Here is a 25,590-nt window from a genome sequence, read left to right on the forward strand (position 1 = left end):
ATGTATGAACAACAATAAAAAATATTGAATGACGCATTATAGTTTAGAGAAATATAGAAAATATAACTAAATAGATTGAGCGCGTGATATGCCAAAACAACGCATTGCATTACCAAAACAACTTTGGACAGAACAAAGTATTGATCTCACCCGACACCGTTACCAAGGCAAATTGCTCACCAAAAGTGATGGCTTTGCTTTGGGAAAAGCACAACGTAAAAAAATTCCACGTGAGCAATTGGCTCACTTGTCCGAACGGCCCAAAGATATCACGGCCTTAACACTCTATGATTGGAGTAATGAAGGTCGTTTAGAGCGACTAAAACCCATTCGTGCCAAGCGTATGAGTGTATCTCCATTTACTTTTTATCGAGGGGTGCCTGCGCTGATGTTGTTTGACCAAGTGTGGGAACAGCACAATTCAGGCCTATTTCAACAGATTTGTGGGGATTGTCATTTAAGTAATTTTGGTGGATTTGCCAGTCCAGAACGTAATCTTTTATTTGGTATTAATGATTTTGATGAAACGCTGGTTGCGCCATTTGAATGGGATCTCAAGCGCTTGGTCACTAGCTTTGTGATTGCAGCAAAAGAGATCGGTTTAGGCGAGAGCACGGGTTTAAAAGCGATTCAGCGCATGCTCAACGCCTATATCTTGCACTTAGATCAACAAATTGCATTGTCTCCTTTGCAAATCTGGTATGAGAAAATTGATGCCAGTATTTTATTGGAAAAAACTGAAAACCAAAAAGTCCGTAAAAAATTAGCAAAGAAAGTGAATAGTGCTTCAGCTCGAGACAGTGCTTCGGTGTTGCCAAAACTGACCCAACAGGATGATGAGACTGGATTTCGGCATTTTATTGAGGATGAGCCTTTACTTTGGCATCCCAAAGCAGGTGAGCCATTTAGTCAGGAGAATGATGCATTTTTTGAGCGCTATCGCAGCACGCTGAAATATGATCGCCAAGTTTTATTTGATCGTTACCAATGTACTGACATCGCATTAAAAGTGGTGGGTGTCGGGAGTGTGGGAACGCGCTCAGCCATTGCGTTATTTGAAGATGCTGATCGAGAACCGCTTATTTTACAAATGAAAGAAGCGAACTCTTCGATTTTAAGCCCACTGTTTTTGCAGAAAGTGCCTCATGAAGGTGAACGGGTGGTGTATGGCCAGCAGCTTATGCAAGCCGCCAGTGATATTTTTTTGGGATATTCAACTGCTCAGCAGCAACATTATTTGATCCGTCAATTACGTGATATGAAAGTGTCTATCGATTTGGTTGGGATGGATGATGCATTTTTTTATGAATATGCCGATAGCTGTGGTTTGGCTTTGGCACATGCGCATGCCAAAGCAGGTAATGCCGACGTTTTGATTGGATATCTGGGGGAAGGCGGGGCGATAATCCAGATCTTGCAGGACTATGCGACGCAGTACGCGGAGCGAAATTTAAGTGATTATCTGCAATTCATGAATGCGATTGCCGATGGTAAAATTCAGCTCGCTGGAGAAGAAGCACTTTAATCATAAGTTTGCTGCTAAAGATGAAATCGTCGTCAGGATCTGAAAGAAAAATGTTGAATAAAATTATGTCGGGTTTAGGCTTGCAAGGCGTCACTGTTGAAACACATTTGCAAAATCCAACAGTACAAGCAGGTGCAACATTACAGGGAGAGATTAGTTTTAAAGGGGGCTCATCCGATAAGGACATTAAAGGTTTATATTTGCAATTGATGACCATGGCAGAAGTTGAGTCGGGAGAGCATGAATTTAATCAGCCTTTGGTGCTTGTCCAATGGTTAATCAGTTCAAATTTTTCTTTACTAGCACATCAAACCCACCATGTTCCATTTAGCATAGATTTGCCGCATGAAACGCCGATCACCGAAGTCATTTGTCGCCGAAATGGTACGCGGATGTGGATCAATACCCACATGGATGTGGATTGGGGATTGGATGCTACGGATCGAGACTATTTGAGTGTATTACCAACCCCAGCAATGCACGCGTTTTTACAGGCCATGCAGCAATGTGGTTTTGTACTTTCTTCTGTTGATGTGGAAAAAGGTCAACTTACTGGGCAAAATTTTAGTTCAACAATCGGTTGCTACCAAGAGCTAGAGTTTGTTTCTTCGCATATGTTCAGTGGTTTTAATGAGGTTGAAGTTTCTTTTGTCGCCGAAGCAACTCAAACCCATGTCATGCTTGAGGTTGATCGCCACTTTCGTTCCGATCAATTACTCACCATGACCTTGTTGCATCACAATCTGGATGTCGACCAGATGGCGCAACAAATTCGCCGTTTATTACAAATCTGATCTGTTTAATTTGACCTCCCCAACGGGAGGTTTTTTTGTCATATTACTGTCATCATTTATTTTTAAAATCAAAGCATGAAAATAAAAATAAATCAGGAAGCACAGACTTCCAATTTGCTTGATGCATTATTGAAACTAGAGCGACAACAGCCAATGATCAAAACACGATGGATCGTCGTTCCAATCGTGGTGTTACTGCTGATGTACAGTTGGCGGCAACAGGTTTTTAGTGCTTGGGTGATACTTCCTTTTCTATGGTTAATCATTGTGTTGAATTTAGCCCTGATTGCTCGGTCCAAACGAGGGAAGTTGCAAAAAATTGAGCGATTCAAATTTGACCCGATCTTCTGGAATAAATTTAGATTCTATTATCCCGAACTTGGTTTAAAACAACGACAACTTGTTGAAGCTGGGTTTAAAGATTATTTGGCATTACATGTCATGCAAAAACAAGCCTATGCAATGCCTTCGCATGCGGTGGATAGCTTATGGCATGTGATGTTGGAGTTTCCAAAACAATATCAACAATTATGTGAGCAGGTGCTAGGTCGACCGTTGCATCATAATCCCTATAATGCAACCACCACGTCTAAGCAGCAAACACAGCAATTGTTTGAAGCATGGCGAATGAGTTGCACTTTACATGCTTATCAGCCAAGAAATACCACTTCGTTGCCTAGACTGTTTGCAATTGATCAAGCACTCCATTGGCCTGAGGGGCAATATTTTAATTTAGAGTTGATGACCAAGGATTATGCCCAATACTTGCAGGCTCAGTCCTCGTCATCATCTTCAAGTTGTGGAAGTAGTAGCAATAGCTGTAGCAGTTGCAGCAGCTGTGGTGGGGGTGGTGGAGATTAATCGATGCTGCTAGCTAACATGCATCATTCGAATCAGTTCTTCTGCTGCTTTAGACTGAATTCGCGCAGGATGCCAAACCATACCCAGTTGACGTTGCATATCCAGTTTCAAATCGAGCTGTTTTAAATCCTGATTGACCAAGGTTTTTGGCAAAACCGACCAACCTAAACCAATTGAAACCAACATTCGAATAGATTCTAAAGGGTTGTTACTCATGGTAATTTTTGGTTTTAGGTTATTCTTTTCAAATTCAGCCAAGGTGATTTGACTGGTATAGGTCTGTGCCGCAGGTAATAGGCTTGGATAGGCAATCAGGTCTTCGAGTTTAAGTGGTGTTTGTTGTGCCAATGGATGGAAGGGCGCGGCAACAAAAACCAAAGGGTCATTCCAAATCGTCACATATTTAAGACGATCATCCCCAACCGGCGGCAAGGTTAAAAATGCGAGTTCAAGTTCACCGGCTAAGACTTGTTCATGGGCCTGTTCAGAATCGACAAAATGCACGTCTAAGGTCACTTGAGGATAATGTTGGACGAAATTTTTAAGCAGTTCACCCAAATGGTGCAGACCAATGTGATGACTGGTACCAATCTTTAAACGACCTTGGACCTGTGCTTGTTCATGGCTTAAGGTATGGTGAATTTCTCCCAGCTCATTGAGCCAAGTACGAACCTTCGGTAATAGAGAGTGTGCTGCATGGGTAGGCTGAATTCCCCGACCTGCAGATTCAAACAGTTTGACCCCAAAATAGTCTTCTAAGCTATGAATCCGTTTGGTGACTGCAGGTTGGGTAATAAATAATTGTTCTGCTGCAATGGAAATTGAACCGGTTTCCATGACTTTTACAAATGCTTCAAAAGCAGCGAGATTCATACAAAAGTATCCAAAGAAATTTTAAAGCTGTTGAGTATCTTTATTTAGTTTAAATTCAAAATGATTCCAAATTTTCTCATGAAAGAAAAATGCAAAGGCTTGTACCGTTGGTTCAAGTAAACTTAACGTTGCTGCAATCCAAAAGTTGCCTGTGATCACATAAGCAACCATCATTGCAACGCTAATATGCACAATATAATAACTTAAAGTTTTTTTAAAAGTTCGACGATTGTTATGTACAAATCTTTTAATACGAGTCATGGTGATGTCCTTAAGAACTTCTATATTTGTAAATAATAATCATTATCGAATACAAAGTAAAAAAGAAATTTCAATTTAGGACGATTGGATTTATAAATCGTGAGATGATTCATTTAAAATAAGTAGCTCAAAGCTATAGTGTGTATGAAATGCACTAAGCTAAGATTATTTAAATTTTTTTTTAATTTAATGAGGCGATCAAGATATAAAATTTAAATTATTATTCCTAAAAGTTTGTTAATTTATAAAAATGATAAATTAGATTTATGTGAAGTGATTGCTATAATTAATTCAAGATGAAAAATACCCAGACCAATGGCAAGCACGATGGAGGGCGACGACATGGCAGGCAAGACTTTATATGACAAATTATGGGACGACCATTTAGTAAAACAACGTGATGATGGTTCGAGCTTAATTTACATTGATCGCCACTTATTACATGAAGTGACCAGTCCTCAAGCATTTGAAGGTTTACAACTTGCCGATCGTCAACCTTGGCGTTTAAGTGCCAATGTGGCAACACCTGATCATAATGTACCGACCTCTAAAAAAGAGCGTGAACAGGGGATTGCTGGAATTGAAGATGATACTTCTCGTATTCAAGTCCAAACCTTAGATGATAACTGTAAAACCTTTAATATCGTTGAATTCGGGATTAATGATATCCGTCAAGGGATTGCCCACGTAGTTGGTCCAGAGCAAGGTTTGACTTTACCAGGTATGACCGTGGTTTGTGGTGACTCGCATACAGCAACTCATGGTGCTTTTGGTTGTTTGGCACACGGTATTGGTACATCAGAAGTTGAGCATGTTTTGGCAACACAATGTTTGGTACAGAAAAAATCGAAAAACATGTTGGTTCGTGTCGATGGTGTATTAGGCAAAGGCGTGACTTCAAAAGATGTCGTGTTAGCCATTATTGGTAAGATTGGTACAGCGGGTGGTACGGGCTATGCCATCGAGTTTGGCGGACAAGTATTCCGTGATATGTCAATCGAAGGCCGTATGACCGTATGTAATATGGCAATCGAAGCGGGTGCCCGTGTCGGGATGGTTGCAGTTGATGACAAAACCATTGCGTATGTGAAAGACCGTAACTATGCACCAAAGGGCGAACAGTGGGATCAAGCGGTAGCCTACTGGGATACCTTGCATTCGGATGAAGATGCTGTATTTGATGCGGTCGTGGTATTGAACGGTGCCGAGATTGAGCCACAGGTGTCGTGGGGAACTTCTCCTGAAATGGTAATTGCTGTTTCACAAGCAGTGCCAACATTAGAACAAGCCAAAGATGATGTACAACGCAATGACTGGACCCGTGCTTATCAATATATGGGCTTAACTGCTGGTCAAGCTTTGGCTGATATTCAGTTAGACCGTGTCTTTATTGGTTCATGTACCAACTCGCGTATTGAAGATATTCGTGCCGCTGCGGATGTGGTGAAAGGTCGTACCGTTGCTGCAAGTATTAAGCAGGCGATGATTGTTCCAGGTTCTGGCTTGGTGAAACAACAAGCTGAGCAGGAAGGTTTAGATCAAATCTTCTTGGCAGCGGGTTTTGAATGGCGTGAACCGGGTTGTTCAATGTGTTTGGCAATGAATGCTGATAAGTTACAACCTGGTGAGCATTGTGCTTCGACCTCGAATCGTAACTTTGAAGGCCGTCAGGGCAATGGTGGGCGAACTCATTTAGTCAGTCCAGCGATGGCGGCTGCCGCTGCGATTGCAGGCCATTTTGTTGACGTTCGTTCATTCTAAGGGAGCAATATCATGGAAAAATACACTGTAGAGCAAGGTGTTGTTGCACCTTTAGACCGTGCCAATGTTGATACCGATTTGATCATTCCAAAGCAGTTTTTGAAATCGATTAAACGGACTGGATTCGGTGACAACTTATTTGATGAATTGCGCTATTTAGATGAAGGTTTCTTAGGCCAAGACATCAGCAAACGCCCGAAGAATCCTGACTTTGTCTTAAATAAACCACGTTATCAAGGCTCAAGCATTTTATTGGCGCGTACGAATTTTGGTTGTGGTTCAAGCCGTGAGCATGCGCCATGGGCATTGAATGAATATGGATTTCGTACCGTAATCGCACCGAGCTTTGCAGATATTTTCTTTAATAACTGCTTTAAAAATGGCATGTTGCCTGTGATTTTGGCTGAAGAAATTGTCGATCAGTTATTTAAAGAATGTGCTGAAGCAGAAGGTTATCAACTTACGATTGATTTGGATGCTCAAGAAGTTCGTACGCCGAAAGGTGAGGCATTTAAATTCGAAATCGATCCATTCCGTAAGCATTGCTTGTTGAATGGATTGGATGATATTGGCTTAACTTTGCAGGTTGCGGATGATATCCGTGCTTATGAAGAGAAAGCAAAACAATCACGCCCTTGGGTATTTCAGGAGATCAAAGCTTAGGTTTGGAAACAAGAAATAAGACTTGGTCTTGGACATTTGTAACATAGCCATAGCGCAGAGATTGAACTCTTGTTAACATGCTAGCGGATAATATTTTGCTTACATGTTAACAAGACATGAGGACTGGGCTTGAATAATGAAAAGAAGACTCGCTCGCAGTATTTTGCTGTGTCTATGCGCTGCTACGACTTTAACTGCGTGTCAAAACGCACCCAATGTGGTTGATCAAGTTCGTATCGCACAAAACACGTTAGAAAGCAAAGCGGACAACACAACTTTATATTGTTCAGGTGTTGAGAATTGTGAGTTTGAACGAATCGGTGATATTGCGGTCATTGATGCAAAGACACACCGGATTAGCCAACAGGCAATGGAACGTGGCATTGTACGATTACATGGTTCGGTGTTTAGCCGAAAACAGCAGGTCTATTTAAGTATGCCTGCCAAGCAATATGAAGTCGTGATCCGTTTCTATCCAATTTCTCCAGATCGTGCGGAGACTTTCCATGTCATTCATGCGTTTAAACCGCATGTGCGCTATACCTTTAAAATGTATCGAGACCGAACACGTCGTGCATCAGGCAGTTTGTTGAATGTTTCTGTACCTGATCCGTTGTGTGTAGATTTACAGCAAGAGCAACACACCATTCGCCGTTTCTGCCGTCCCTTTGATGTCAGTACAGGGCTTGGTGAATTTGTTGAGAAAAAGATTTAATCGGCTCGCAGTCTCAAAGCTGCACATAGGGAAACTGGAAAAATAGATGTCTAAACATATTTTAATTTTAGCAGGTGATGGCATTGGCCCTGAAATCGTGACTGCTGCAGAAAAGGTTTTAACCAAGGTCAATGATAAATTTAATCTAGGTTTGACATGGGAACATGGTTTACTGGGTGGCTCAGCGATTGATGCACATGGCGAACCGTATCCAGCTGTGACCAGTGAACAGGCAAAAAAAGCGGATGCAATTTTATTAGGTGCTGTTGGTGGTCCAAAGTGGGATACGATTGAACGTTCAATTCGTCCTGAGCGTGGCTTATTAAAAATTCGTAGCGAATTGAATTTATTTGCCAATTTGCGCCCTGCAATTTTGTACCCGCAATTGGCAGATGCTTCAAGCTTGAAGCCAGAAATTGTTGCAGGCCTTGATATTCTGATTGTTCGTGAACTCACAGGCGGGATCTACTTTGGTCAGCCGCGTGGTATTCGTGAACTTGAAAATGGTGAAAAGCAAGGTTATAACACTGACGTGTATTCAGAAAGTGAAATCAAGCGTATTGCCAAAGTTGCTTTTGAGCTTGCAGGATTACGTGGTGGAAAAGTATGTTCTGTCGATAAGGCGAACGTGCTTGAAGTGACTGAACTATGGAAGCAAACCGTCACTGACTTACAACAAGCTCAATATTCAAATATTCAGTTATCACATATGTATGTCGATAACGCAGCCATGCAACTGGTTCGTGCTCCAAAGCAATTTGACGTGATTGTTACAGGTAATTTGTTTGGCGACATCTTATCTGATGAAGCAGCCATGTTGACGGGTTCAATTGGCATGTTGCCTTCGGCTTCTTTAGACGAAAATGGCAAAGGGATGTATGAACCATGCCATGGTTCTGCACCTGATATCGCAGGACAGAACATTGCCAATCCATTGGCGACTGTACTTTCTGTCGCGATGATGTTGCGTTACACCTTCCGTGAAGAGGCTGCTGCAAAAGCGATTGAAGATGCAGTCGGTCAGGTCTTGGATCAAGGTCTACGTACAGCGGATATCATGTCTGAAGGCATGAGTAAGGTAGGTACAGATGCGATGGGTGAGGCTGTCGTTGCAGCACTGTACTAAGTATCTAAATCAAAAAAACGCAGCATCGGCTGCGTTTTTTTATTGGAGAATTAGCAAGCTTTGCCTTCATAGCGAATTGAGCGCGCAATTTGTTGTTGATCAAGTTCAAAAATAATATGGCAATAGAAGTTCACATCATAGGATTGTTGGCTGGTCGAGACAGAGCCTAAACGTACAGAGCCACTCATGGGTGAACTTGCATCACCATAAGATTGTGCGATTGGAACTGGAATATTGATTGGGCGAAGCACGGTAAAAACTAAATTTTGATTGCTTCTTTGAGGTTGTTTTAGCGTCTGAAAGCCTAAAGTTCGCAAGTTAAGATTTTGCTGAATCTGATCGGCTGATTGACCAATATAAGGTTGTAAATAGTCTTGTAGTCGCACTGATTGCCATCCAGACGTTGCACATCCTTGTAATGCTAAAACGGATGCAACCAGACATATTTTATAATTCATCATTTTATTTTCCTTAATTTATCGTCCATAAATATAGTCTAATAATAAAAGATAAAGACAAAAATGTACAAACTTGTCTACTTTAGGACAATGTTCAAGTTCAGCAAAATATGCTTAGATAGTGATGATAATTAAGCGATTTGGAAATTTCATGCGCAGAATAATATTGAGCCTGATCTGTGGCGCGATGGCGACATTGAGCTATGCAGATAATTGCGATAATGCTCGCAATACTTATGATGATATCTACTGTACCAATAAAATTTATGCCAGTGCTGATGCCGATTTAAATAAGAACTATCAGCAATTAAGAAAACAATTGAATGAAACACAACAAAAAATTTTGAAGAAATCACAACTGGCTTGGATTCGCCACCGTGATGCAGAGTGTACGGACGACGTGCAAAGCTCTGTGAATGTGCAGTGTCGATTAACGACCACGCAAGAACGTAATAACTGGTTGCAAGAACGTATACGCGAATGTCAGACAGTGGGCTGTAAAACCACGCGTTTGAGTGAATAAACTCTAGTCAATGATATAAAAAAAGCCACATGATGTGGCTTTTTTGCATTCACTAATCTGAGTTAGCGCGCACGATAAGTGATACGACCCTTAGTTAAATCATAAGGTGTCATTTCAACTTTTACACTGTCACCTGTCAAAATACGGATATAGTGTTTACGCATTTTACCAGAAATGTGAGCAATAACTTCGTGACCGTTTTCTAAACGTACACGGAACATCGTATTAGGAAGCGTTTCGGTGACAACGCCTTCGAACTCAATGAGTTCCTCTTTATTGGCCATAGCCTACCTGAGATCAAATTGGGAAGGCGCAAATTATAGTCAATTTATTTAAAATTTACAAGATCAAGTCTGCGAGAGGCTGTCAGATATTAACCGAAAGGAACTGTCGGACAATTCGTGATTTTTTTTAACAAAATAAGCAGAATATTGTTGTCAGTTTGGTCAATCAACGTTAATCTAAAATTGTTGTTCATTGTCATAATAACGTATCTACAGGGAAGGGCACTGCGTGGGTCAGCTAACAGATGCATCAGTTGTATTGCGCTTTGGTTATCAGGCAATTCGTAAAGCCGGATTACCGACTGAAGAGATTTTAACAAAGGCCGGCGTGGCATTAAATCAAATAGATACCAATGCGAGAACGCCATTAAGTGCGCAAAATGCATTTTGGATTGCTGCACAGGAAGTCAGTCACGATCCAGACATTGGGCTGCATTTAGGCGAGTATCTCCCCCTGTATCGTGGTCAAGTCATTGAACACTTATTTATCAGTAGTGAAACCTTTGGCGAAGGTTTGAAACGGGCGTTGGCTTATCAGCGTTTGATCAGTGATGCATTTGATGCCAAGCTGGTTGTTGAAGATGGTCGCTGCTATCTGACCAATGCCGAACAATTTTGGTCAGATAATTTAGTCAACCGCCATTTTTCTGAATGTGCCATGTCAGGCATTTTACGTTTCTTTAAGTTTATTACTGAAGGTCAATTCCAGCCGATTTACATTGATTTTAATTTCAGTGAGGGTGCTGCTGACGATGAATATTTTAGAGTGTATGGTTGTCCTGTAAGTTTAGGGCAAAAAGCAACACGGCTTTATTTTGATGTTGCTGTTTTGGATTATCCATTATGGCAAGCTGAACCTGAGTTGCTTCAATTACATGAACAACTTGCGATTGAAAAATTACAAGAGTTGGCACGCTATGATTTAGTCGGTGAAGTACGCCGTGCGATTGGTTCAACGCTAGAGAGTGGTGAAACAACCTTGGAAACGGTTGCTGCCCAGTTAAATATCACGCCTCGCCGCTTAAGAACGCAGTTGAGCGAAGCCAATACCAGTTTTCAGCAAATTCTTTCTGACTATCGCTGCCGTTTGGCAAAAAAACTCTTGGCGAATACCAATGAAAGTGTAGAGCGTATTGTGTATTTAACAGGTTTTTCTGAGCCAAGCACTTTTTATCGCGCCTTTAAGCGCTGGACCAATGAAACGCCAGTCGAATACCGTAAGCGAAAACAACGTTAAGCGCTGCTAAAATTAAAAAAGCCTTATCAATGCGATAAGGCTTTTGTTTATTCAGGCAAATTTAACCAATGCGGGCCTAAAGGCAGCTGTGGTAAGTCAAATTCATCTGGATAATAAGACTGAATAAAATATAGGCCGTCTGGTGGCGCGGTAACACCTGCGGCGGTGCGATCTTCTGCGGCAAACATGCTATCAATATGATCAATCTCGTAAAGACCTTGTCCAATCTCCAGTAAGCATCCCATGATATTACGGACCATATGGTGTAAGAAACCATCGGCTTGAATATCTAAAACCAGATAGCGACCATGCTCAAATAAGCGGCAATGCTTCACATGACGAACCGGTTGATTGGACTGGCAAGCCGCAGCACGGAAGGTTTCAAAATTATGTGTACCCTCAAATTTGCTCGCTGCGGCAATCATTTTGGCTACATCAAGCGTTTGGTAGAGATGCGTGACTTGCTTGTGCAATAAAGCGGGGCGAGTAGGGGCGTTATACACCACATAGCGATAACGTCGTGCCACAGCTTTAAAGCGTGCATGGAAACTTTCATCCATGCATTTAATCCACTGGATGGAAATATCTTTGGGCAGTTGGCTATTGGCACCGCGGATCCAGCCAAGTTCAGGACGGATTGCTTCGGTGTCGAAATGTGCCACCATATTGGTTGCATGCACACCTGCATCGGTACGGCCTGCACCATGCAACATGATGGGTTCATTGGCAATGGTACTGAGGACTTTTTCGATGGTTTCCTGAACAGTGATAACGCCAGCCTGTTGGGTTTGCCAACCACGGTATTGAGTACCGCAAAATTCAATACCAATTGCATAACGCTGCATGTTCTAACCTCAAAATTAGTGTTGATGCCAATGTTCGAACCATTGTCCGTGGGTCGGGTATTTTAAATACATTTGCAGGGCTTTTGCATATAAATCGGCATGACTATGGCAATCATTGACCAAAACCTTAGCAGATTCGATCCAAGAGCTGATGGCATAACGCTGATCGAGCTGACCAAAAGTCACTTGCGTGCTGATAATTGGCAGGCATTGTTGCTGATATAAACGATCAAATAGTTCAATCACTTCATCATTCACCGCAATATTACCCGTTCCGAATCCTTGCAGAACTAAAAAGTCAGGAGGCGAGTTTAAGCTATTTTTTAATTGTAAAACCAGTTGCTCTTTGGCGATGGGTTGCAGCATCAGATTCAGTATGCTGAGTTGCGCTGCCCGTTCAATATGTTCATTTTGAACCACAAAATAGTCAGCAGTTGTTGGACAGTTTTGCTCAGCCTTGATGCCGACAAAAGCATCTAGTTCTGTGGTATGCGCTTTTAGAGTAGTTTGAGCATGAAAGACTTGCTGATGAAAGGCAAGATAGACACCACTGGCTAAGGTTAAGACCTGTTCGAGGGCTAAATACAGGTTGCCAATGGCGTCAGTAAATTCGCGTGTATCGTTACCTTCAACATTGAGTAAAGGGTATTGGCTGCCTGTAATAATGGCATGACAGGAATGTCCTAAGAAACGTGCCAGTGTTGCAGCAGCATAACTGAGCGTGTCTGTACCATGAATAATGACAAAATGCTGAAAACCATCGAGTTGTAATTGTTGAATCTGTTGTACCAGTGCAAGCCAGTCGGTTGCTGTGCAGGCACTACTATCTTTAATACTTGGAGCGGCGAAACATTCGACTTGTAAATGTGGTGGAATGACCTTGCTTAATAAAGGTAAAAATTGCTGTTCAGGCATTGGTATCAGCGGTTCACCAATACAACCAAACGTCCCACCCATATAAATTAAAGCGATTGTTTTCATCATAAAAAAAGCAGTCTGAGAGACTGCTTATATTAGACTGATCAAATTCAGGAAGCTATTTTATTCAGTAAATTTTCTGAGCGTTGTTGCTGCTCTGCATTAAACGACTGGTTGTTTTTTAATAATTCACGGGCAGAATCATAAGCACCCAGTTCAATATACTGCTCTGCAAGCTCTAAATTGAGCTGTGCTTCATCAAGTTGTTGAAGGTCTGGAAATGATTGAGCTAAAGGATCATTGATTACAACATGAGGTGTAGATGCAGCAGGGGCAGCAGCCTCAATTTTGGGTTCAGCTACCGCAGCAGGTTCTGCAACTTCAAATGAAAATGCTGGGGTCTCAAGTGAAGGTTGTTGTTCTGTTTTAGCTGGTGTCGGTTCAAAATTGAAATCTAAGCTGGGCGCCGCTTCTGCAATAGGCTCTGGTGATTTTGTTTGATTTGAGTCGACACTTAAGTTTGAAAAATTAAAGTCGAGTTCAGGTGTTGTTTCTTCAGTTTTGCTTTCTTCAACTGGAGCGGCAGTATTTGGCTCTAAATTAAAAGAAAACTCAAGTGGCTGCTGTTGCTTATTTTCAGGTGTTTCAACTGGGGCAGGGGCTGCTTCAACAGCTTCTTTTTGCTGAAAAGAAAAATCGAAGTCCAAAGGCTGAACTTCAGGCATAGGTTCAACAGGCTTAGCTTCTTCAGCAGGCGCAACATACTCTGATTGTAAGTCATCAAAAGATTGTGCAGCTGGCGTTTGAACTAGAGCATCGAAATCAGCAGCGTTGTTTTGTGTATGCGATTCAGTTGCAGTGTGAGTTGGATGAAAGCTATGAGCCGCTGAATTAAACTCAATCGAATCAGGTTGTTTATTCTGTTCGTATTCCCGACGTTTTGCTTCGGCTGCTTGAGCAATATCTTCAAGTTTTAAGGCATGAATATGCTTGATCAATTGATCAATGGCTAAATCATCTTTTTGCTTCAAATGAAGATCAAGTAAAAAAAGATAAAGTTCATGTTGAGAATTATCTTGCTTTAAAGCTTGATTGATCTGAGCTTCAGCAGATTGAAAATTACCACTTTGAATTTGTTGCTCAAGTTTTTGGCGTAAACTTTCAGAAATAGCAGTGGTTGCTGGTGGGGCATATTCTTGTTCTTCGCGGACCAGCGTGGTACGTGAAGCCGATCTTGTCGCTGCTTTTTTTGTCGTTTTGCTTGCACCTTTTTTAGGCGCAGTATTGGCTTGATTGCTTTCACGTTTTTTTAAAACGATAGCTACAATCAGTACAATGACGAGCAGTACAATGATTATAGTTGACATGATCTATACCCCTTAAAGATAGAGCCGCTTTTATGCAAATTTATGAGAATATTCTCGTAACCTAGCGTGTTGGCTTTTTAGTGTCCTGTTGCGCTTTCAGCTGATCTTGGAGTTCGGCAAGCCGAGCATTTAACAGCTGAATACGTTGTTCCTTCTGACGTAGTGCCAATTCTAACTGTGTTACGTTTCTTTGTAATGTAACGGTTTTTTCTCGTGCTGTCATAACTTTTAATGATAAATCGGCACTGGTTTTTTTCTGTAATGTGTCTTTTTTGGCACTTCCAGTGCTGGAATCTTGATTACTTTCTGCGACCAAAGACATTTCCGCTTGTTGTAAACGATATTTGGCTTTTCCTACGGCAGGACCTTGTGTCTGTGCTGCAATTTGATTGGTATTTTTATTTTGCTGTGTAGATGTTGCAGCAAGATTAAAGTTTAAATGCGAGCCTTGTCTAAGTCGGTTGGCATTGCCCCCAATGAAGGCATGCTCATTTTGTGTTTTGATTTGCGTCATGACTTTAGAGACAGGTTGGTGCGTTTGCCCTGCAATGCGTTGAGCAATACTCCATAATGACTCATTACGTTGAACCACATGTTGTTGGTTCTTTTCATTATTCGGAGTTGATGCCTGGTTCGCTGGTGCCTTTTTCTTGGTAGATTGGGCACTTTCTTTCACCTGATTTGGGGTTTTATTTTGCTCTTTCTCTGTGGTTGATTTCAGATTCGCAGTCTTTAATTCAGTTTCAAGTGATTCACTATTCTTGGTCGTTGTTGGCGGCAAAGTTGCCTGAGCTGTTTCTTGCTTCAGTGCTGCTGTTGCTGGCTGAGGTTTGGTTTGCTCTGCAACAGGTGTGGTTGGCTGCTGCGATGCGACTGTTGAAGCTGCTGTTGTTGCGACTTTAGCAGGTGGAGCAATCGAATTAGCACTGGCATTTACAGATGCTGTGACCGTTGGTTTTGATGTTTCTAATACAGGCGGCAAGGCAAAAGGTGCGTTGAGGAGTTTTTCCTGTTTTAAGCCCTGCGGCTGCGGTGTGGCGTTTGCAACATTGAAACGAGTACTTTCTGGTAAGTTCAAAGCGATGTCTTTTTCACTGACAATAAACTTGGGGGTCAGTGATTTTTCATTTGCATTTTTAACTGAAGGTATTTTTGCGATCTGACGCATGGGTTGACGGATATGCTTTAAATGGGATGCTCCACCTTCCTGAATTTTTAAAATAATATTCAGTTCAGCATCCGTCATTGGACGTGATGAGGTGATCACAATCACTCCTTCACCTTGATTATTACGACGCGTAAAAAAATTAAGACTGGAAGGAGGCTGATGTGCCGCACCGATCATCAATAGATCTTCAGGTGATGCCAAACTCACATCTAATTTCGAGTTGGCATCTGCTTGGTGGAAACTCATTTCTGCATAGAGTAATTCACCAGGCGCGGACTGGATTTGTACTGGATCAAGTGTAATCGCATAAAGATGTTGCGAAGAAAATATGGCTAAAATGGCAATTTTTAATTTGTTATAAACAGTCATCTCGATCCATGAAAAAGTGATGTTATGTCAGGAAAAAGTATACATTACCGTGATGTAAATGAATTGTAAATTAATCATCTTTCATCGCAATAAAAAAGCCGATCAAATGTGATCGGCTTTTGATTTTTAGGAATTTTTGCTTAAGCGTTCTTATATTCAACCAAGATACGAAGCATACGGCGTAATGGCTCAGCAGCACCCCAAAGTAGTTGATCACCAACAGTGAATGCACCGAGGTATTCTTTACCCATATTGAGCTTGCGTAAACGACCTACAGGGACAGTCAATGTCCCTGTCACCGCAACAGGGGTTAGATCAGTCATAGATGCTTCACGGGTATTCGGAACCACTTTTGCCCATTGGCTAGAGTTACGAATCATGTCTTCGATTTCATCAAGTGGCACATCTTTTTTCAATTTCAATGTGATTGCTTGAGAATGGCAGCGCATTGCACCAATACGAACACAGTGACCATCAATCGGAACGATTTGTTGGTTACCCAAGATCTTGTTGGTTTCAACTTGACCTTTCCATTCTTCTTTTGATTGACCACTTTCGAGCTGTTTATCGATATATGGGATCAATGAACCCGCCAATGGCACGCCAAAGTTTGCTTTCGGGAAGCCTTCACCACGTTGCAAGTCCGCAATTTGGCGGTCAATATCAAGAATTGCAGATTTAGGATCGTCCAATAATGTCTTGGTATTGTTATACAAATATCCCATGCCAGTGATCAGTTCACGCATGTTCTGTGCACCTGCACCAGACGCTGCCTGATAGGTCATAGAAGTAGCCCATTCCACCAAATTATTTTGGAACAGTGAACCCAAGCCCATCAACATCAATGAAACGGTGCAGTTACCACCAACAAATGTTTTAGTGCCGTTGACTAAACCATCTTTGATCACATTTAAGTTGACTGGATCAAGAACGATGATGGCATCATCAGCCATACGCAGAGTCGATGCTGCATCAATCCAGTAGCCATCCCAGCCTTCAGCTTTGAGTTTTGGGAAAACTTCAGAGGTATAATCACCACCTTGACAGGTTAAAATGACATCCATTTGCTTCAGACTGTTAATGTCCGTTGCATCCATAAGTGCTGGGGCAGTCTTACCACCAAATGAAGGTGCTTCACCACCTGCATTACTGGTAGAGAAATAGAATGGCTCGATATGAGCAAAATCATTCTCTTCAACCATACGTTGCATGAGGACAGAACCAACCATCCCACGCCAACCGACCAGACCTACTTTCATGTCATTGTGCCTCGGTATGTAAAAAATTTTAAAGGGGTTTGAGTGTATCAAAAGTGCCCACAACTGCAAGCTTTACCGAAATAAAACAGTGCGTTTATTGAGTGGAATAACTTGTTTATATTAGATAGAAAATTGATAAAGCGGCAACTTTATTGTAAATCTATGCTACGTCTAAGAGAAAAATGAACATGATATGGATTCAGATTTGCGCAGCATTGGTGATATGGCTTTCATTTTGGTCGTTGATTCCCAGAGATGAATGGTGGATTCGGGGTGCTGATTTTCCTAGATTGCAGATTTTAGCACTGGGTATCATTACACTTCTTGCGATGTTGTTTGGCCTATCTGACTGGACCCTAAGTACAGAGCTACTTTTTCTAGGGTTGGTGGCTGCAGTTGCCTATCAATTAAAAATGGTTTTGCCTTATACCCCGTTGTGGCGGAAACAGGTCCAGAAAGTGAAAAAGGCTCAAGCCAATCCCGAGCAACAAATTTCATTATTGGTTGCCAATGTACTGACACCAAATCATAAATATCATCTGTTAATCGAGCAGATCAAGACCTTAAAACCTGATCTTGTACTCACGCTTGAATCCAATACAGCTTGGCAGCAAGCATTGGGTCAGATTGAGCAGGATTATCCATTTCGCGTGCCTGTTCCTTTAGAAAATCTATATGGGATGCATCTGTATAGCCGTTTACCTTTAAACAATACTGAGGTTAAATTCATCTTAAGTGATGAAATTCCCTCTATTCATACGTGTTTGACTTTGGAGTCGGGTGTACAGGTTCAGTTGTATTGTTTGCACCCCAAACCACCAAGTCCAACCGAGGCGAAAGATTCCACATTAAGAGATGCAGAATTGTTAATTGTGGGGGATCAAATTAAAGATCTCGATCAGAGCTGCATTGTCATGGGCGATTTGAATGATGTGGCTTGGTCGAGAACGACACGATTATTTCAGCGGATTAGTGGCTTACTTGATCCGCGGGTGGGACGCTATTTTATGAATACCTTCCATGCGGATTATCCTTTATTAAGATGGTCACTCGATCATATTTTTCATAGTACCGATTTTGGTTTAGTCGAAATGAAACGCTTATCTCATATCGGTTCAGATCATTTTCCCGTTTATGTGGTTTTACAAACAGGGCGAGTATTTGAACAGCAGCAACAATCGCTGGAACAGACGGCTGAGGATGAAGAGGATGCTCAAGACGCGATCCAAGAGGGGATAGAAAAGGCTGAAAAAGAAGAGAAAAAAGTAGTCGATCCTTTAGTGCAACCGCATAAGCAGCAGATGCACAGTTAATCAAATTTGATCGAGCTGAATGGGGGTGGGTTGATTTTAAAGTTTCGCTAATCAATGTACGTTATTTCGTACATGGATTTAAGTCTGTAACGCATAGTGCAACCTCGGCAAAAGGTTTATTCTAAATACATCAGCACAGGGAAGCAGGAATGGAATTCCGATTACGGATAGCGACGCTGAGATGGAAAAGTCATCATGGATATGATGCATGCGATGGACGCAGGATAATAAGAATATTGTGAAAGCACAACCTCATTTACCCGAGTTTTGCAGGATGCAGAACTCGGGTTTTAATTTTTTAATATCAGTGAAAATTTAATCTGCTGTATCCCCACTTGGGATTTCAGGGACGCTCTCGGTTGGCTCTTCTTTTCCAATTACTTTTGGAACACGACGTTTATGAATAGGAACGACCATCTTCGCAGCCTCACATTTTTTCCATTCGGTATCAGCACTTGGTAGTTCTGTCTGGTAAAAGGCGTTGTAACTAACGATGAATGGAAGTTCAGTTTCCGCAAAGGTTAAGTTCAGCTCATAAGTACGTGTTTCATATGGGCGAAGTACTTGCAGTTCATCTTGATCGGCACCACATCTTAATGGTTGAGAAAAGGCCATGGGGGTTTGGTCAAGCTGAAACTCAATAGGGCTGCATAGAGGAACCAATTGATATACATAGTTTGGTGTGGTGTTCTTAATCTCAATCTGTAAGGGTGTGATGTTAATCTGCTGAACACGACCGATTGGCAAAGCCTGTTTCGTTTCCCAGTCGATAAAGCGAAGATTACGCTGTATCCCCATGCAGGTGTCTTGTGTTTCCTGTGGAATGGTGACTATATATTCATAGACTTCATCTTTATCACCCGTGGATGGATTTGAAATTCCTCCTGTGTCACCACCAGGGAGGGGCTTCTGAGTACCAGATCCACTTCCGCCAAGACTGACATTGGAAACAGAAAAGTTTTCTCCACAAGCGGTTAAGTTAACCAAAGGGATTAGAATAACAAAGGGCAGCAGTAAGCTTCTCATTTTTATTTATCCTTAAAAATATAAGGTACTTGTAGTTTTATCTGGCTATCGTATTGGTAAACGCCAAATCGAAATTGATAATTTGCATCATCTTTTTCTTGGTCTTGTTCACAATGCTGGATCGCGGCATTTAAGAGTTGTTTTGCCATGTCTTGCCAAAGTTCGATACTTAACTGTCGAAGTGCTTCAACCGATTGAGCGGTTAATTTCTCCGCATGTACGGCTTGTTCGAGATGCGTAAAGGGTTTTTCACTAATAAAGTTATCAATTCCTGCGGCCAAATGATCACTCAGATTGGCTGAAAACAGGGTTTTACTTTCTTGCATTTGATTATTTGGGGTAAAGCTATTTTGTTGCAGAATGACATTTTGCCCAGTTTGTTCAACGACCCCTAAACGCTGTAATTCAAACAAGATTGAACGTGGATGCTTTTCTGTTGAAATGTGCCTGACCAACGCCTCAAAACTATTTTCCTCACCAGAAACAGGGATTTGATGAGGCAGATCAAGCGCGATCCAACGCGCAATAACACGTGCAGGCACGCTAATGGCAAAATTGGGTGTTTCGGTTTCATTCTGATGGGTTTGCTGTCTAAAAGCACTGACATCTTTGCGATGTAGACCTGACAATAAGCTGACAGCCGAATCGGTTTTGTTTTGTTGAATTCGATCTAATTCTGTGAGTGCCTGCGCATAAAAAATTGGCTTTAAGGCAGCCACAAAATCAGTATAGCCCACACCAGAATGAATCAGCCAACGTGCAATATGCTGCATCATTGGAAAGATACTTTCCAATGTCGTTTCCGCATCTTGTGGAATCACGCCTTGTAGATTAAGCCCAGATTGTTCGTTGCTTATCGTGACTCGTTCTGTTGGTTTTACCATTCAATCACCTTAACCATGGATTCGATATAAATTACTTTAAGCATAAGTTGGAGAGGGAAATGATTCTGCCCCGCTATTGTCGATATTAAAATGAGTGAAAGAGACACTCATGGAAATATCTAAACTCTCAACACAATGCCACCAGCCGAGAGGAATAAATAAAGCTTCACCCTCATTGAGAATGCATTCGAGTTTACTGCTTTGAGCGAAGTCTGGAAATGATTCGAGCACATTGGGGTGGTGGGGATCCGCGATTTTACTAAATACTGCAACATCATTATAGAGATGCGGGGTTTGTAGCGCAGGAATCAGTGTTACTTTTTTCCGACCATAAATTTGTACTAGAACGTTATTGGTCAGATCATGGTGCAATGGGGTAAATGCGCCTTTCGGTCCGAACCAAATGAAACTACGGTCATATACCTGCCTATGGTCGGTATAACCATGAAAGTGGTCAATATCCTGAAATAATGCGGCCAAACTGGACTGACTGGCTTTGGCATTATTTGCCGTCATATAAAAATTATTGGAATGTTGAGTCTGTTCGATTAAATCGACGAAATCACTAATCCGCATTTGAGTTTTATGTTGAGTCGAGTTGCGTTCAAATAAGGGATCTTGCTCACGATTGAATTGAACTTCAATCTCTTGGGTACCTACGGTTTGCTTGAAATATTGGGGTGACCATTTTTGCAGAGCTGGCCAATGTTGGACCACATTGGTCAAAATCACAGGTAAATTTCGACTGTAATAATGTTGAATAAAATAGGCAAAGGCGGGTTTTTCAATGCGATTGATGTGTTGATATTCAGGATTTAAACGCGCAAAGCGATCTAAGGTATTCAGCAACCAATTACGTTTTTTGACTAAAAAATGCTGTTCTTGAGCAATTTGAAAATAAGGATGTTGTTTTAATTGTACAAATTCAACAGCAATCTCAATTTCGCTCAAGCCCTGTTGCTGCAAAGATTGATAAATATAAGTTTTATCAGATCCATCTAAAACTGCCTGTGCTAACCATTTTTTTTGTTGGGGATTCAAAGCGCTGCTGAACTGAGCTAGTTTTTCTGTTGCACTGTGTTCGAGATCACGATAGTGCTGCTCATCGATTTGTATTTGAGTATAAAAATCTTTATTGAGATCAATCAATCCTTCACGCAATAGAATATTAGCCAAGTCGATTGGAGCACAGCCTCGCTCTAGGTTTTCTTCTAACCATAGCTGCCATTCTTGTGGTAAGACACTGAACTGTCTAGCTAAATTCTCTTGCATATCCATAGATTTGAACCATCAATAAAAATGATTTTGACCTTTCGTTATTAATTTACGCATAAACATATTTGCACTCAAGCAGAAAAGTGTTAAATTTTCACATACACAATATGTGAAAAAATCACACAGAGGGTGATGCAATGAAAAAAATATGGACACAATTAGCACTGAGCGTGACTTGCGCAATCTTGGTGGGCTGTGGATCTGATAACGATTCGGATTCAACACCGACTCCAACGCCGACCCCAACCCCAACACCTACACCGACTCCAACCCCAACGCCTACACCGACCCCAGTCGTGGCTGATCGTTTTGTCGGTTCATGGTTAGGCGGCTTTTGCTTTGAAGGACGTCGTTCAAATTTAACAGTGCATAAGACGTCAGATACGAGTGTTCGTTTTACCACTGAAACTCGTCAATTCGAAAAAGAGGATTGTACGGGCGCCGTGATTAAAACCTATGATGTTGCTTCGGATGATGCGCTTATTAGTGAAATTTCGGCTACAGAGACCAGTGGTACAACTACAGTCAATCGGGTGAAATATAGTGATCGACATCGACCAAATGGCTTTGCCTCAGCATATGGCTTTAAGGGCGATGGCATGTGCGCAGTGAACGAAAAGGCTAGTGCAAAAGATATTCAAACCTATATGGACGCAGTTGATCCATCGAAAACAGTGACGTGCTATACCCGGACCAATGTCGAAGGTTATAGCCTATTAAAACCGAGTGTGAAGAATGCAACGGCAAGTTATCGCATTTTAGACAATCAAACCTCCTTTGATAACTTCCTTGCACAAGCCAATGAACAAGGAGGGCAAGGCTATGCTTTAGCAAGCAATTCTGTTGATGTCGCGAAGCCAAATAGTGATTTCCCTGAACCTAAAAATTTATATGTTAAAAATAACGCTTCAACTGATACTTATAGTTATAAAATTGTCGATGTAAAAACTAATGTGGTTGCCAATGTTTATTTGTTCTGGTTGGCTGAGATTAAAAAACAAGGTGAATCAGGTTTGGCTTATAAGTCATCATTAGGTGAGTCACCGAGCAATAATTATAAATATCTATTTGTAAAAAATAACAAAAAAACAGCAACTTATAGTTATGATAATCGTTTCTTGAGCAATACAACCCGTGATAGTATTTTGGCAACATTTAACGAGTTGGGTGGTCAAGGCTGTAAGCTGATTTTTGCAGGTAGTACCTTTACCAATAATGGTACAACCAACGGAACTTTCTACGTACCAACTTGTGTAAACAGTAGTACCCACAATGGAACTTATTCGTATCGCTACTTTGAAATGCCAACCACGCCAGCTGGATTCTATGATGACAATCCAACCAAGCTGGATCTGCTACTGAAACAGCAAGCAGCTGAAGGTTATCATTTAATTGATAAAGACAATGCTATCGCTTTCTTTAATAAACGCGGCTATTTATTTGAGCGCGATAGTGCTAGTACTGCCAATATTGAATCTAAAGTATTTAAAGAAGATGCGATCTATAAACTTGATCTACCGAGTGAAATCCAAAACCGCTTACAAGATCAGGGAAATTTAGGTTGGTTCATTAATGTCAAACTCGGTTCAGTGTATAGCAACACGCCAACTTATTTTGATTTAAGTACTGGGGTTATATTCCCGAATTAAATTGTTGTTATTGTTTTAGAAAAGAGCCACCTCATTTAGTTATGCAGTGGCTCTTTTTTGTATTAATAGATTTTATCGTAACCTTCAGCTCTGTTTTTAAAGCGACGATGGAACCACATCCATTGGGTTGGGGCAATACGAAGTTGAGCCTCGATAATTTTATTCACGCGAACAGCATCATCGACTTCATCTTCACTTGGCATGTTTTCAACAATCGGTTCAATCAGCACTTTATATCGTGGATTACGGACATCGCCATATCGATAGAAATACAAGGGAATCGCAACCGCTTTAGAGATTTTTAATAAGCGGCGATGTGCAGTGACGGTTGCAGCAGGAACACCAAAGAATGGGGCCATAACTCCTTGTTTTAATCCAAAATCTTGATCTGGGCTATACCAAATCGCACCGCCATCTTTGAGTCGGCGAATCAATCCGCGCATATCATCATGATCAATTTGGTGTTGATAAATGGTGGCACGGCAACGATAAATCAGCATATCCAGCATCGGATTGTTCTGTGGACGGTATACCACATCAGGCTCAAAATATTGCGAACAAATATAACCGCCTGCATCCAGCAAGGTACTGTGTGTTCCAAGCAATAGCACGCCTTTGCCTTGTGCTTTTGCATCAGTAATGTGCTCTAAACCTTCAATACTATGACGGTCTTTAAACCATTCTGGGCAATACCAGGCATTCAGTGTTTCAAACATGCCTAGCATCATATCGACAAACACTTGTTTTGCTTGAGCTTCAACTTCAGCTGGAGACCATTCTGGAAAACATAGCTCTAAATTTCGAAGCGTGGTTTTACGGCGTGACTGAAGCAAGCGCCAACATAAAGCAGCTAAACCATGTGCTAAGCGCCACTGAATTGCCCATGGGAGAATGGCCAATAACATAAGAAAAAAAATGGCGATCCAAATTTTCCAATATTTGGGTAATAGAAATTCCCATTGAAATTCGCCAGGTGTATAAGACTGTTTTTGACTCATAAACTTAGTAGAATGAATAACGTTGAATTTCAGAGCATTGTAACATGAAGTGAGTCTGAGAATATGCGAACAAGCTTTTGTCCGGCTGTTACTCAACGGAAATTGAATGAGAAATTTTTGCTTCTACCTCCGCTATAATACAATGCAGGTCACACCTGACTCAATCGAGATTGAGTTGAGGACCAATAAAACAAAAAAGGTAAAGGATGATGAATATTCAGGAAATGTCAGAAGGAAAGAATGTCGATGTTCAGGAAATAATCGACTTTTATGATCAATTAGATGGGGTTGATTGTCCCTTTATGTATGGTCGCTGGAAAGGGTTTGAGGTAGTAACAGGTCATCCGATGAATGGTTTATTGGAGCAAGCTAACTGGTATGGGAAGCTATTTATTGATCAGGAAACGGTATATCCACTGGTTTTACTCAACGCTAAGAAAACAGCGCTATTTTTCCTTGATCCCAAATGGCTGCCTTTAAATCTTGATTTTAACCTTTTAAAAAAGAATAGTAAGTATCTGGCCAGTGGTTTGAAGCTCTTAAAGACCAAAGACAGTAAAGCTCGCTTAAGAATGACTGAGTTTCGAGGGGAAATATCGGCGACGATGATTTATGATGAAAAGCCCATTCATGATGTTTTTCGAAAGATAGATGAAAATACCGTATTGGGATGGATGGATCTAAAACAACAATCCCAGCCTTATTTTTTTATTCTGCAACGGGATGATAAAAGCTCGTTTGACTTTGAGTGATATAACTCTCTCTACGATGATTGATCTGTTGAGAATTGGATGTAAGATCAAGCACATGCTTTTTGTCTATAGATAAATCATTATTTCGATCAGGAGATCATGGTGAAAACTATAAGCATCATCAAAGGGGATATTACCCAAATAATGGTCGATGCAATTGTGAATGCAGCCAATACTTCACTGTTAGGCGGTGGAGGTGTAGATGGCGCAATTCATCGTCGTGGTGGCGCAGCGATTTTGGCAGATTGTCAAAAAATCCGTGCTAAGCAGGGTGGTTGTGCAGTTGGTGAAGCGGTCGTGACCAGCGCAGGAAATCTGCCTGCGAAATATGTCATTCATACGGTTGGGCCCACTTGGGTCGATGGACAGCACGATGAAGCTTTATTATTGGAAAATGCCTATCGGAATAGTTTTAAATTAGCAGAAGAGTTGAAACTACAAAGCCTTGCATTTCCAAATATTTCAACTGGGATTTATCGCTTTCCCAAACAGCTTGCTGCACAGATCGCGTTAAAAATCATTGCTGAACAACTCAGAACGGGAATGTTTGTACAAGAGGTTGTTTTTGTTTGTTTTGATGATGAAAATTTTAATATTTACCAATCTTTGAAACAAGATTTTGATTTAGCCTAAACTCAATCGAATGCAGTGAAGCATTTACCCTCGAAAGAGTAAATGCTTCATCG

General features: G+C 41.3%; 26 protein-coding genes. 13 read left to right on the forward strand and 13 right to left on the reverse strand.

What is annotated here, in order from left to right:
* Positions 1–88: 88 nt before the first annotated feature.
* The 3 genes from F887_RS15540 (at position 89) to F887_RS15530 (ending at position 3,180) form a co-directional block, all read left to right on the forward strand.
* Positions 89–1,525 carry a DUF2252 domain-containing protein gene (locus tag F887_RS15540; RefSeq protein WP_005291585.1) on the forward strand — a complete coding sequence of 479 codons (1,437 nt, stop codon included), beginning with the start codon at positions 89–91 and terminating at the stop codon, positions 1,523–1,525.
* 50 nt (positions 1,526–1,575) lie between these two features.
* On the forward strand, positions 1,576–2,319 hold the full coding sequence (locus tag F887_RS15535) for a sporulation protein (protein ID WP_005291586.1): 744 nt from the start codon (positions 1,576–1,578) through the stop codon (positions 2,317–2,319).
* A 75-nt stretch (positions 2,320–2,394) separates the two neighbouring features.
* The gene (locus tag F887_RS15530) at positions 2,395–3,180 is read left to right on the forward strand and encodes a glycine-rich domain-containing protein (protein ID WP_005291587.1); all 786 of its coding nucleotides are present in this window, start codon (positions 2,395–2,397) and stop codon (positions 3,178–3,180) included.
* A 9-nt stretch (positions 3,181–3,189) separates the two neighbouring features.
* Here the strand turns inward: F887_RS15530 and F887_RS15525 are convergent, their stop codons facing one another.
* Positions 3,190–4,053 carry a LysR family transcriptional regulator gene (locus F887_RS15525; protein ID WP_005291588.1) on the reverse strand — a complete coding sequence of 288 codons (864 nt, stop codon included), beginning with the start codon at positions 4,051–4,053 and terminating at the stop codon, positions 3,190–3,192.
* 21 nt (positions 4,054–4,074) lie between these two features.
* Entirely contained in the window at positions 4,075–4,314 is a 240-nt protein-coding gene (locus F887_RS15520) for a DUF2061 domain-containing protein (RefSeq protein WP_005291589.1), read from the reverse strand.
* A 342-nt stretch (positions 4,315–4,656) separates the two neighbouring features.
* On the opposite strand from F887_RS15520, the gene leuC reads away from it, so the two are divergent.
* The 4 genes from leuC (at position 4,657) to leuB (ending at position 8,579) form a co-directional block, all read left to right on the forward strand.
* Positions 4,657–6,075, forward strand: a complete 1,419-nt coding sequence (leuC, locus tag F887_RS15515) for a 3-isopropylmalate dehydratase large subunit (RefSeq protein ID WP_005291590.1) — start codon at positions 4,657–4,659, stop codon at positions 6,073–6,075.
* A gap of 12 nt (positions 6,076–6,087) precedes the next feature.
* Positions 6,088–6,738: a 3-isopropylmalate dehydratase small subunit gene (gene leuD, locus F887_RS15510; RefSeq protein ID WP_005291592.1), complete on the forward strand. Its 651-nt coding sequence runs from the start codon at positions 6,088–6,090 to the stop codon at positions 6,736–6,738.
* A 136-nt stretch (positions 6,739–6,874) separates the two neighbouring features.
* Entirely contained in the window at positions 6,875–7,453 is a 579-nt protein-coding gene (locus F887_RS15505; RefSeq protein ID WP_005291593.1) for a hypothetical protein, read from the forward strand.
* Between the two features lie 46 nt (positions 7,454–7,499).
* Positions 7,500–8,579 (forward strand): 3-isopropylmalate dehydrogenase, encoded by a 1,080-nt coding sequence (leuB, locus tag F887_RS15500; protein WP_005291594.1) that lies wholly within the window; start codon positions 7,500–7,502, stop codon positions 8,577–8,579.
* A 50-nt stretch (positions 8,580–8,629) separates the two neighbouring features.
* On the opposite strand, the gene F887_RS15495 is transcribed toward leuB, so the two are convergent.
* Entirely contained in the window at positions 8,630–9,040 is a 411-nt protein-coding gene (locus tag F887_RS15495) for a hypothetical protein (RefSeq protein WP_005291595.1), read from the reverse strand.
* Between the two features lie 148 nt (positions 9,041–9,188).
* Here F887_RS15495 and F887_RS15490 point away from each other — a divergent pair, with 148 nt between their 5' ends.
* On the forward strand, positions 9,189–9,560 hold the full coding sequence (locus tag F887_RS15490) for a lysozyme inhibitor LprI family protein (RefSeq protein ID WP_005291596.1): 372 nt from the start codon (positions 9,189–9,191) through the stop codon (positions 9,558–9,560).
* A 62-nt stretch (positions 9,561–9,622) separates the two neighbouring features.
* Here F887_RS15490 and infA read toward each other — a convergent pair whose 3' ends face one another.
* On the reverse strand, positions 9,623–9,844 hold the full coding sequence (gene infA, locus F887_RS15485; RefSeq protein ID WP_001284370.1) for a translation initiation factor IF-1: 222 nt from the start codon (positions 9,842–9,844) through the stop codon (positions 9,623–9,625).
* Between the two features lie 229 nt (positions 9,845–10,073).
* On the opposite strand from infA, the gene F887_RS15480 reads away from it, so the two are divergent.
* On the forward strand, positions 10,074–11,081 hold the full coding sequence (locus F887_RS15480) for an AraC family transcriptional regulator (RefSeq protein WP_005155109.1): 1,008 nt from the start codon (positions 10,074–10,076) through the stop codon (positions 11,079–11,081).
* 47 nt (positions 11,082–11,128) lie between these two features.
* Here F887_RS15480 and truA read toward each other — a convergent pair whose 3' ends face one another.
* From truA to asd, 5 genes are all read right to left on the reverse strand, one after another.
* Complete coding sequence (truA, locus tag F887_RS15475) at positions 11,129–11,926, reverse strand: tRNA pseudouridine(38-40) synthase TruA (protein WP_005291597.1); 798 nt, start codon at positions 11,924–11,926, stop codon at positions 11,129–11,131.
* Positions 11,927–11,941: 15 nt separating this feature from the next.
* Positions 11,942–12,910, reverse strand: coding sequence for an asparaginase domain-containing protein (locus F887_RS15470; RefSeq protein ID WP_005291598.1), 969 nt, complete (start codon positions 12,908–12,910; stop codon positions 11,942–11,944).
* A gap of 44 nt (positions 12,911–12,954) precedes the next feature.
* Positions 12,955–14,211 (reverse strand): hypothetical protein, encoded by a 1,257-nt coding sequence (locus F887_RS15465; protein ID WP_005291599.1) that lies wholly within the window; start codon positions 14,209–14,211, stop codon positions 12,955–12,957.
* A 61-nt stretch (positions 14,212–14,272) separates the two neighbouring features.
* Entirely contained in the window at positions 14,273–15,748 is a 1,476-nt protein-coding gene (locus F887_RS15460) for a FimV/HubP-related protein (RefSeq protein ID WP_005291600.1), read from the reverse strand.
* Positions 15,749–15,888: 140 nt separating this feature from the next.
* The gene (gene asd, locus F887_RS15455; RefSeq protein ID WP_005210320.1) at positions 15,889–17,007 is read right to left on the reverse strand and encodes an aspartate-semialdehyde dehydrogenase; all 1,119 of its coding nucleotides are present in this window, start codon (positions 17,005–17,007) and stop codon (positions 15,889–15,891) included.
* 188 nt (positions 17,008–17,195) lie between these two features.
* Between asd and F887_RS15450 the strand changes: the two genes are divergently transcribed.
* Positions 17,196–18,320, forward strand: a complete 1,125-nt coding sequence (locus F887_RS15450; RefSeq protein WP_005291602.1) for an endonuclease/exonuclease/phosphatase family protein — start codon at positions 17,196–17,198, stop codon at positions 18,318–18,320.
* A gap of 315 nt (positions 18,321–18,635) precedes the next feature.
* Here the strand turns inward: F887_RS15450 and F887_RS15445 are convergent, their stop codons facing one another.
* From F887_RS15445 to F887_RS15435, 3 genes are read right to left on the reverse strand one after another with little or no spacing between them, the layout of a single operon-like run.
* A complete protein-coding gene (locus tag F887_RS15445; RefSeq protein ID WP_005291603.1) occupies positions 18,636–19,346 on the reverse strand; it encodes a hypothetical protein in 711 nt (236 codons plus the stop codon).
* A 2-nt stretch (positions 19,347–19,348) separates the two neighbouring features.
* A complete protein-coding gene (locus F887_RS15440) occupies positions 19,349–20,230 on the reverse strand; it encodes a DUF6502 family protein (protein ID WP_005291604.1) in 882 nt (293 codons plus the stop codon).
* Between the two features lie 36 nt (positions 20,231–20,266).
* Complete coding sequence (locus tag F887_RS15435) at positions 20,267–21,508, reverse strand: cupin-like domain-containing protein (protein WP_005291605.1); 1,242 nt, start codon at positions 21,506–21,508, stop codon at positions 20,267–20,269.
* Positions 21,509–21,642: 134 nt separating this feature from the next.
* On the opposite strand from F887_RS15435, the gene F887_RS15430 reads away from it, so the two are divergent.
* Positions 21,643–23,154 carry a PT dipeptide repeat lipoprotein gene (locus F887_RS15430; RefSeq protein WP_005291606.1) on the forward strand — a complete coding sequence of 504 codons (1,512 nt, stop codon included), beginning with the start codon at positions 21,643–21,645 and terminating at the stop codon, positions 23,152–23,154.
* Between the two features lie 62 nt (positions 23,155–23,216).
* Here F887_RS15430 and F887_RS15425 read toward each other — a convergent pair whose 3' ends face one another.
* On the reverse strand, positions 23,217–24,152 hold the full coding sequence (locus F887_RS15425; RefSeq protein WP_005291607.1) for an LpxL/LpxP family acyltransferase: 936 nt from the start codon (positions 24,150–24,152) through the stop codon (positions 23,217–23,219).
* A 209-nt stretch (positions 24,153–24,361) separates the two neighbouring features.
* Between F887_RS15425 and F887_RS15420 the strand changes: the two genes are divergently transcribed.
* Together F887_RS15420 and F887_RS15415 are read left to right on the forward strand one after the other, a co-directional pair.
* Entirely contained in the window at positions 24,362–24,904 is a 543-nt protein-coding gene (locus F887_RS15420; protein ID WP_005291608.1) for a DUF4334 domain-containing protein, read from the forward strand.
* 102 nt (positions 24,905–25,006) lie between these two features.
* Positions 25,007–25,537 (forward strand): O-acetyl-ADP-ribose deacetylase, encoded by a 531-nt coding sequence (locus F887_RS15415; RefSeq protein ID WP_032863058.1) that lies wholly within the window; start codon positions 25,007–25,009, stop codon positions 25,535–25,537.
* The last annotated feature ends 53 nt before the right edge of the window (positions 25,538–25,590 follow it).

Origin of the sequence: Acinetobacter sp. NIPH 2100, from assembly GCF_000369805.1 — a bacterium.
Classification (GTDB): domain Bacteria; phylum Pseudomonadota; class Gammaproteobacteria; order Pseudomonadales; family Moraxellaceae; genus Acinetobacter.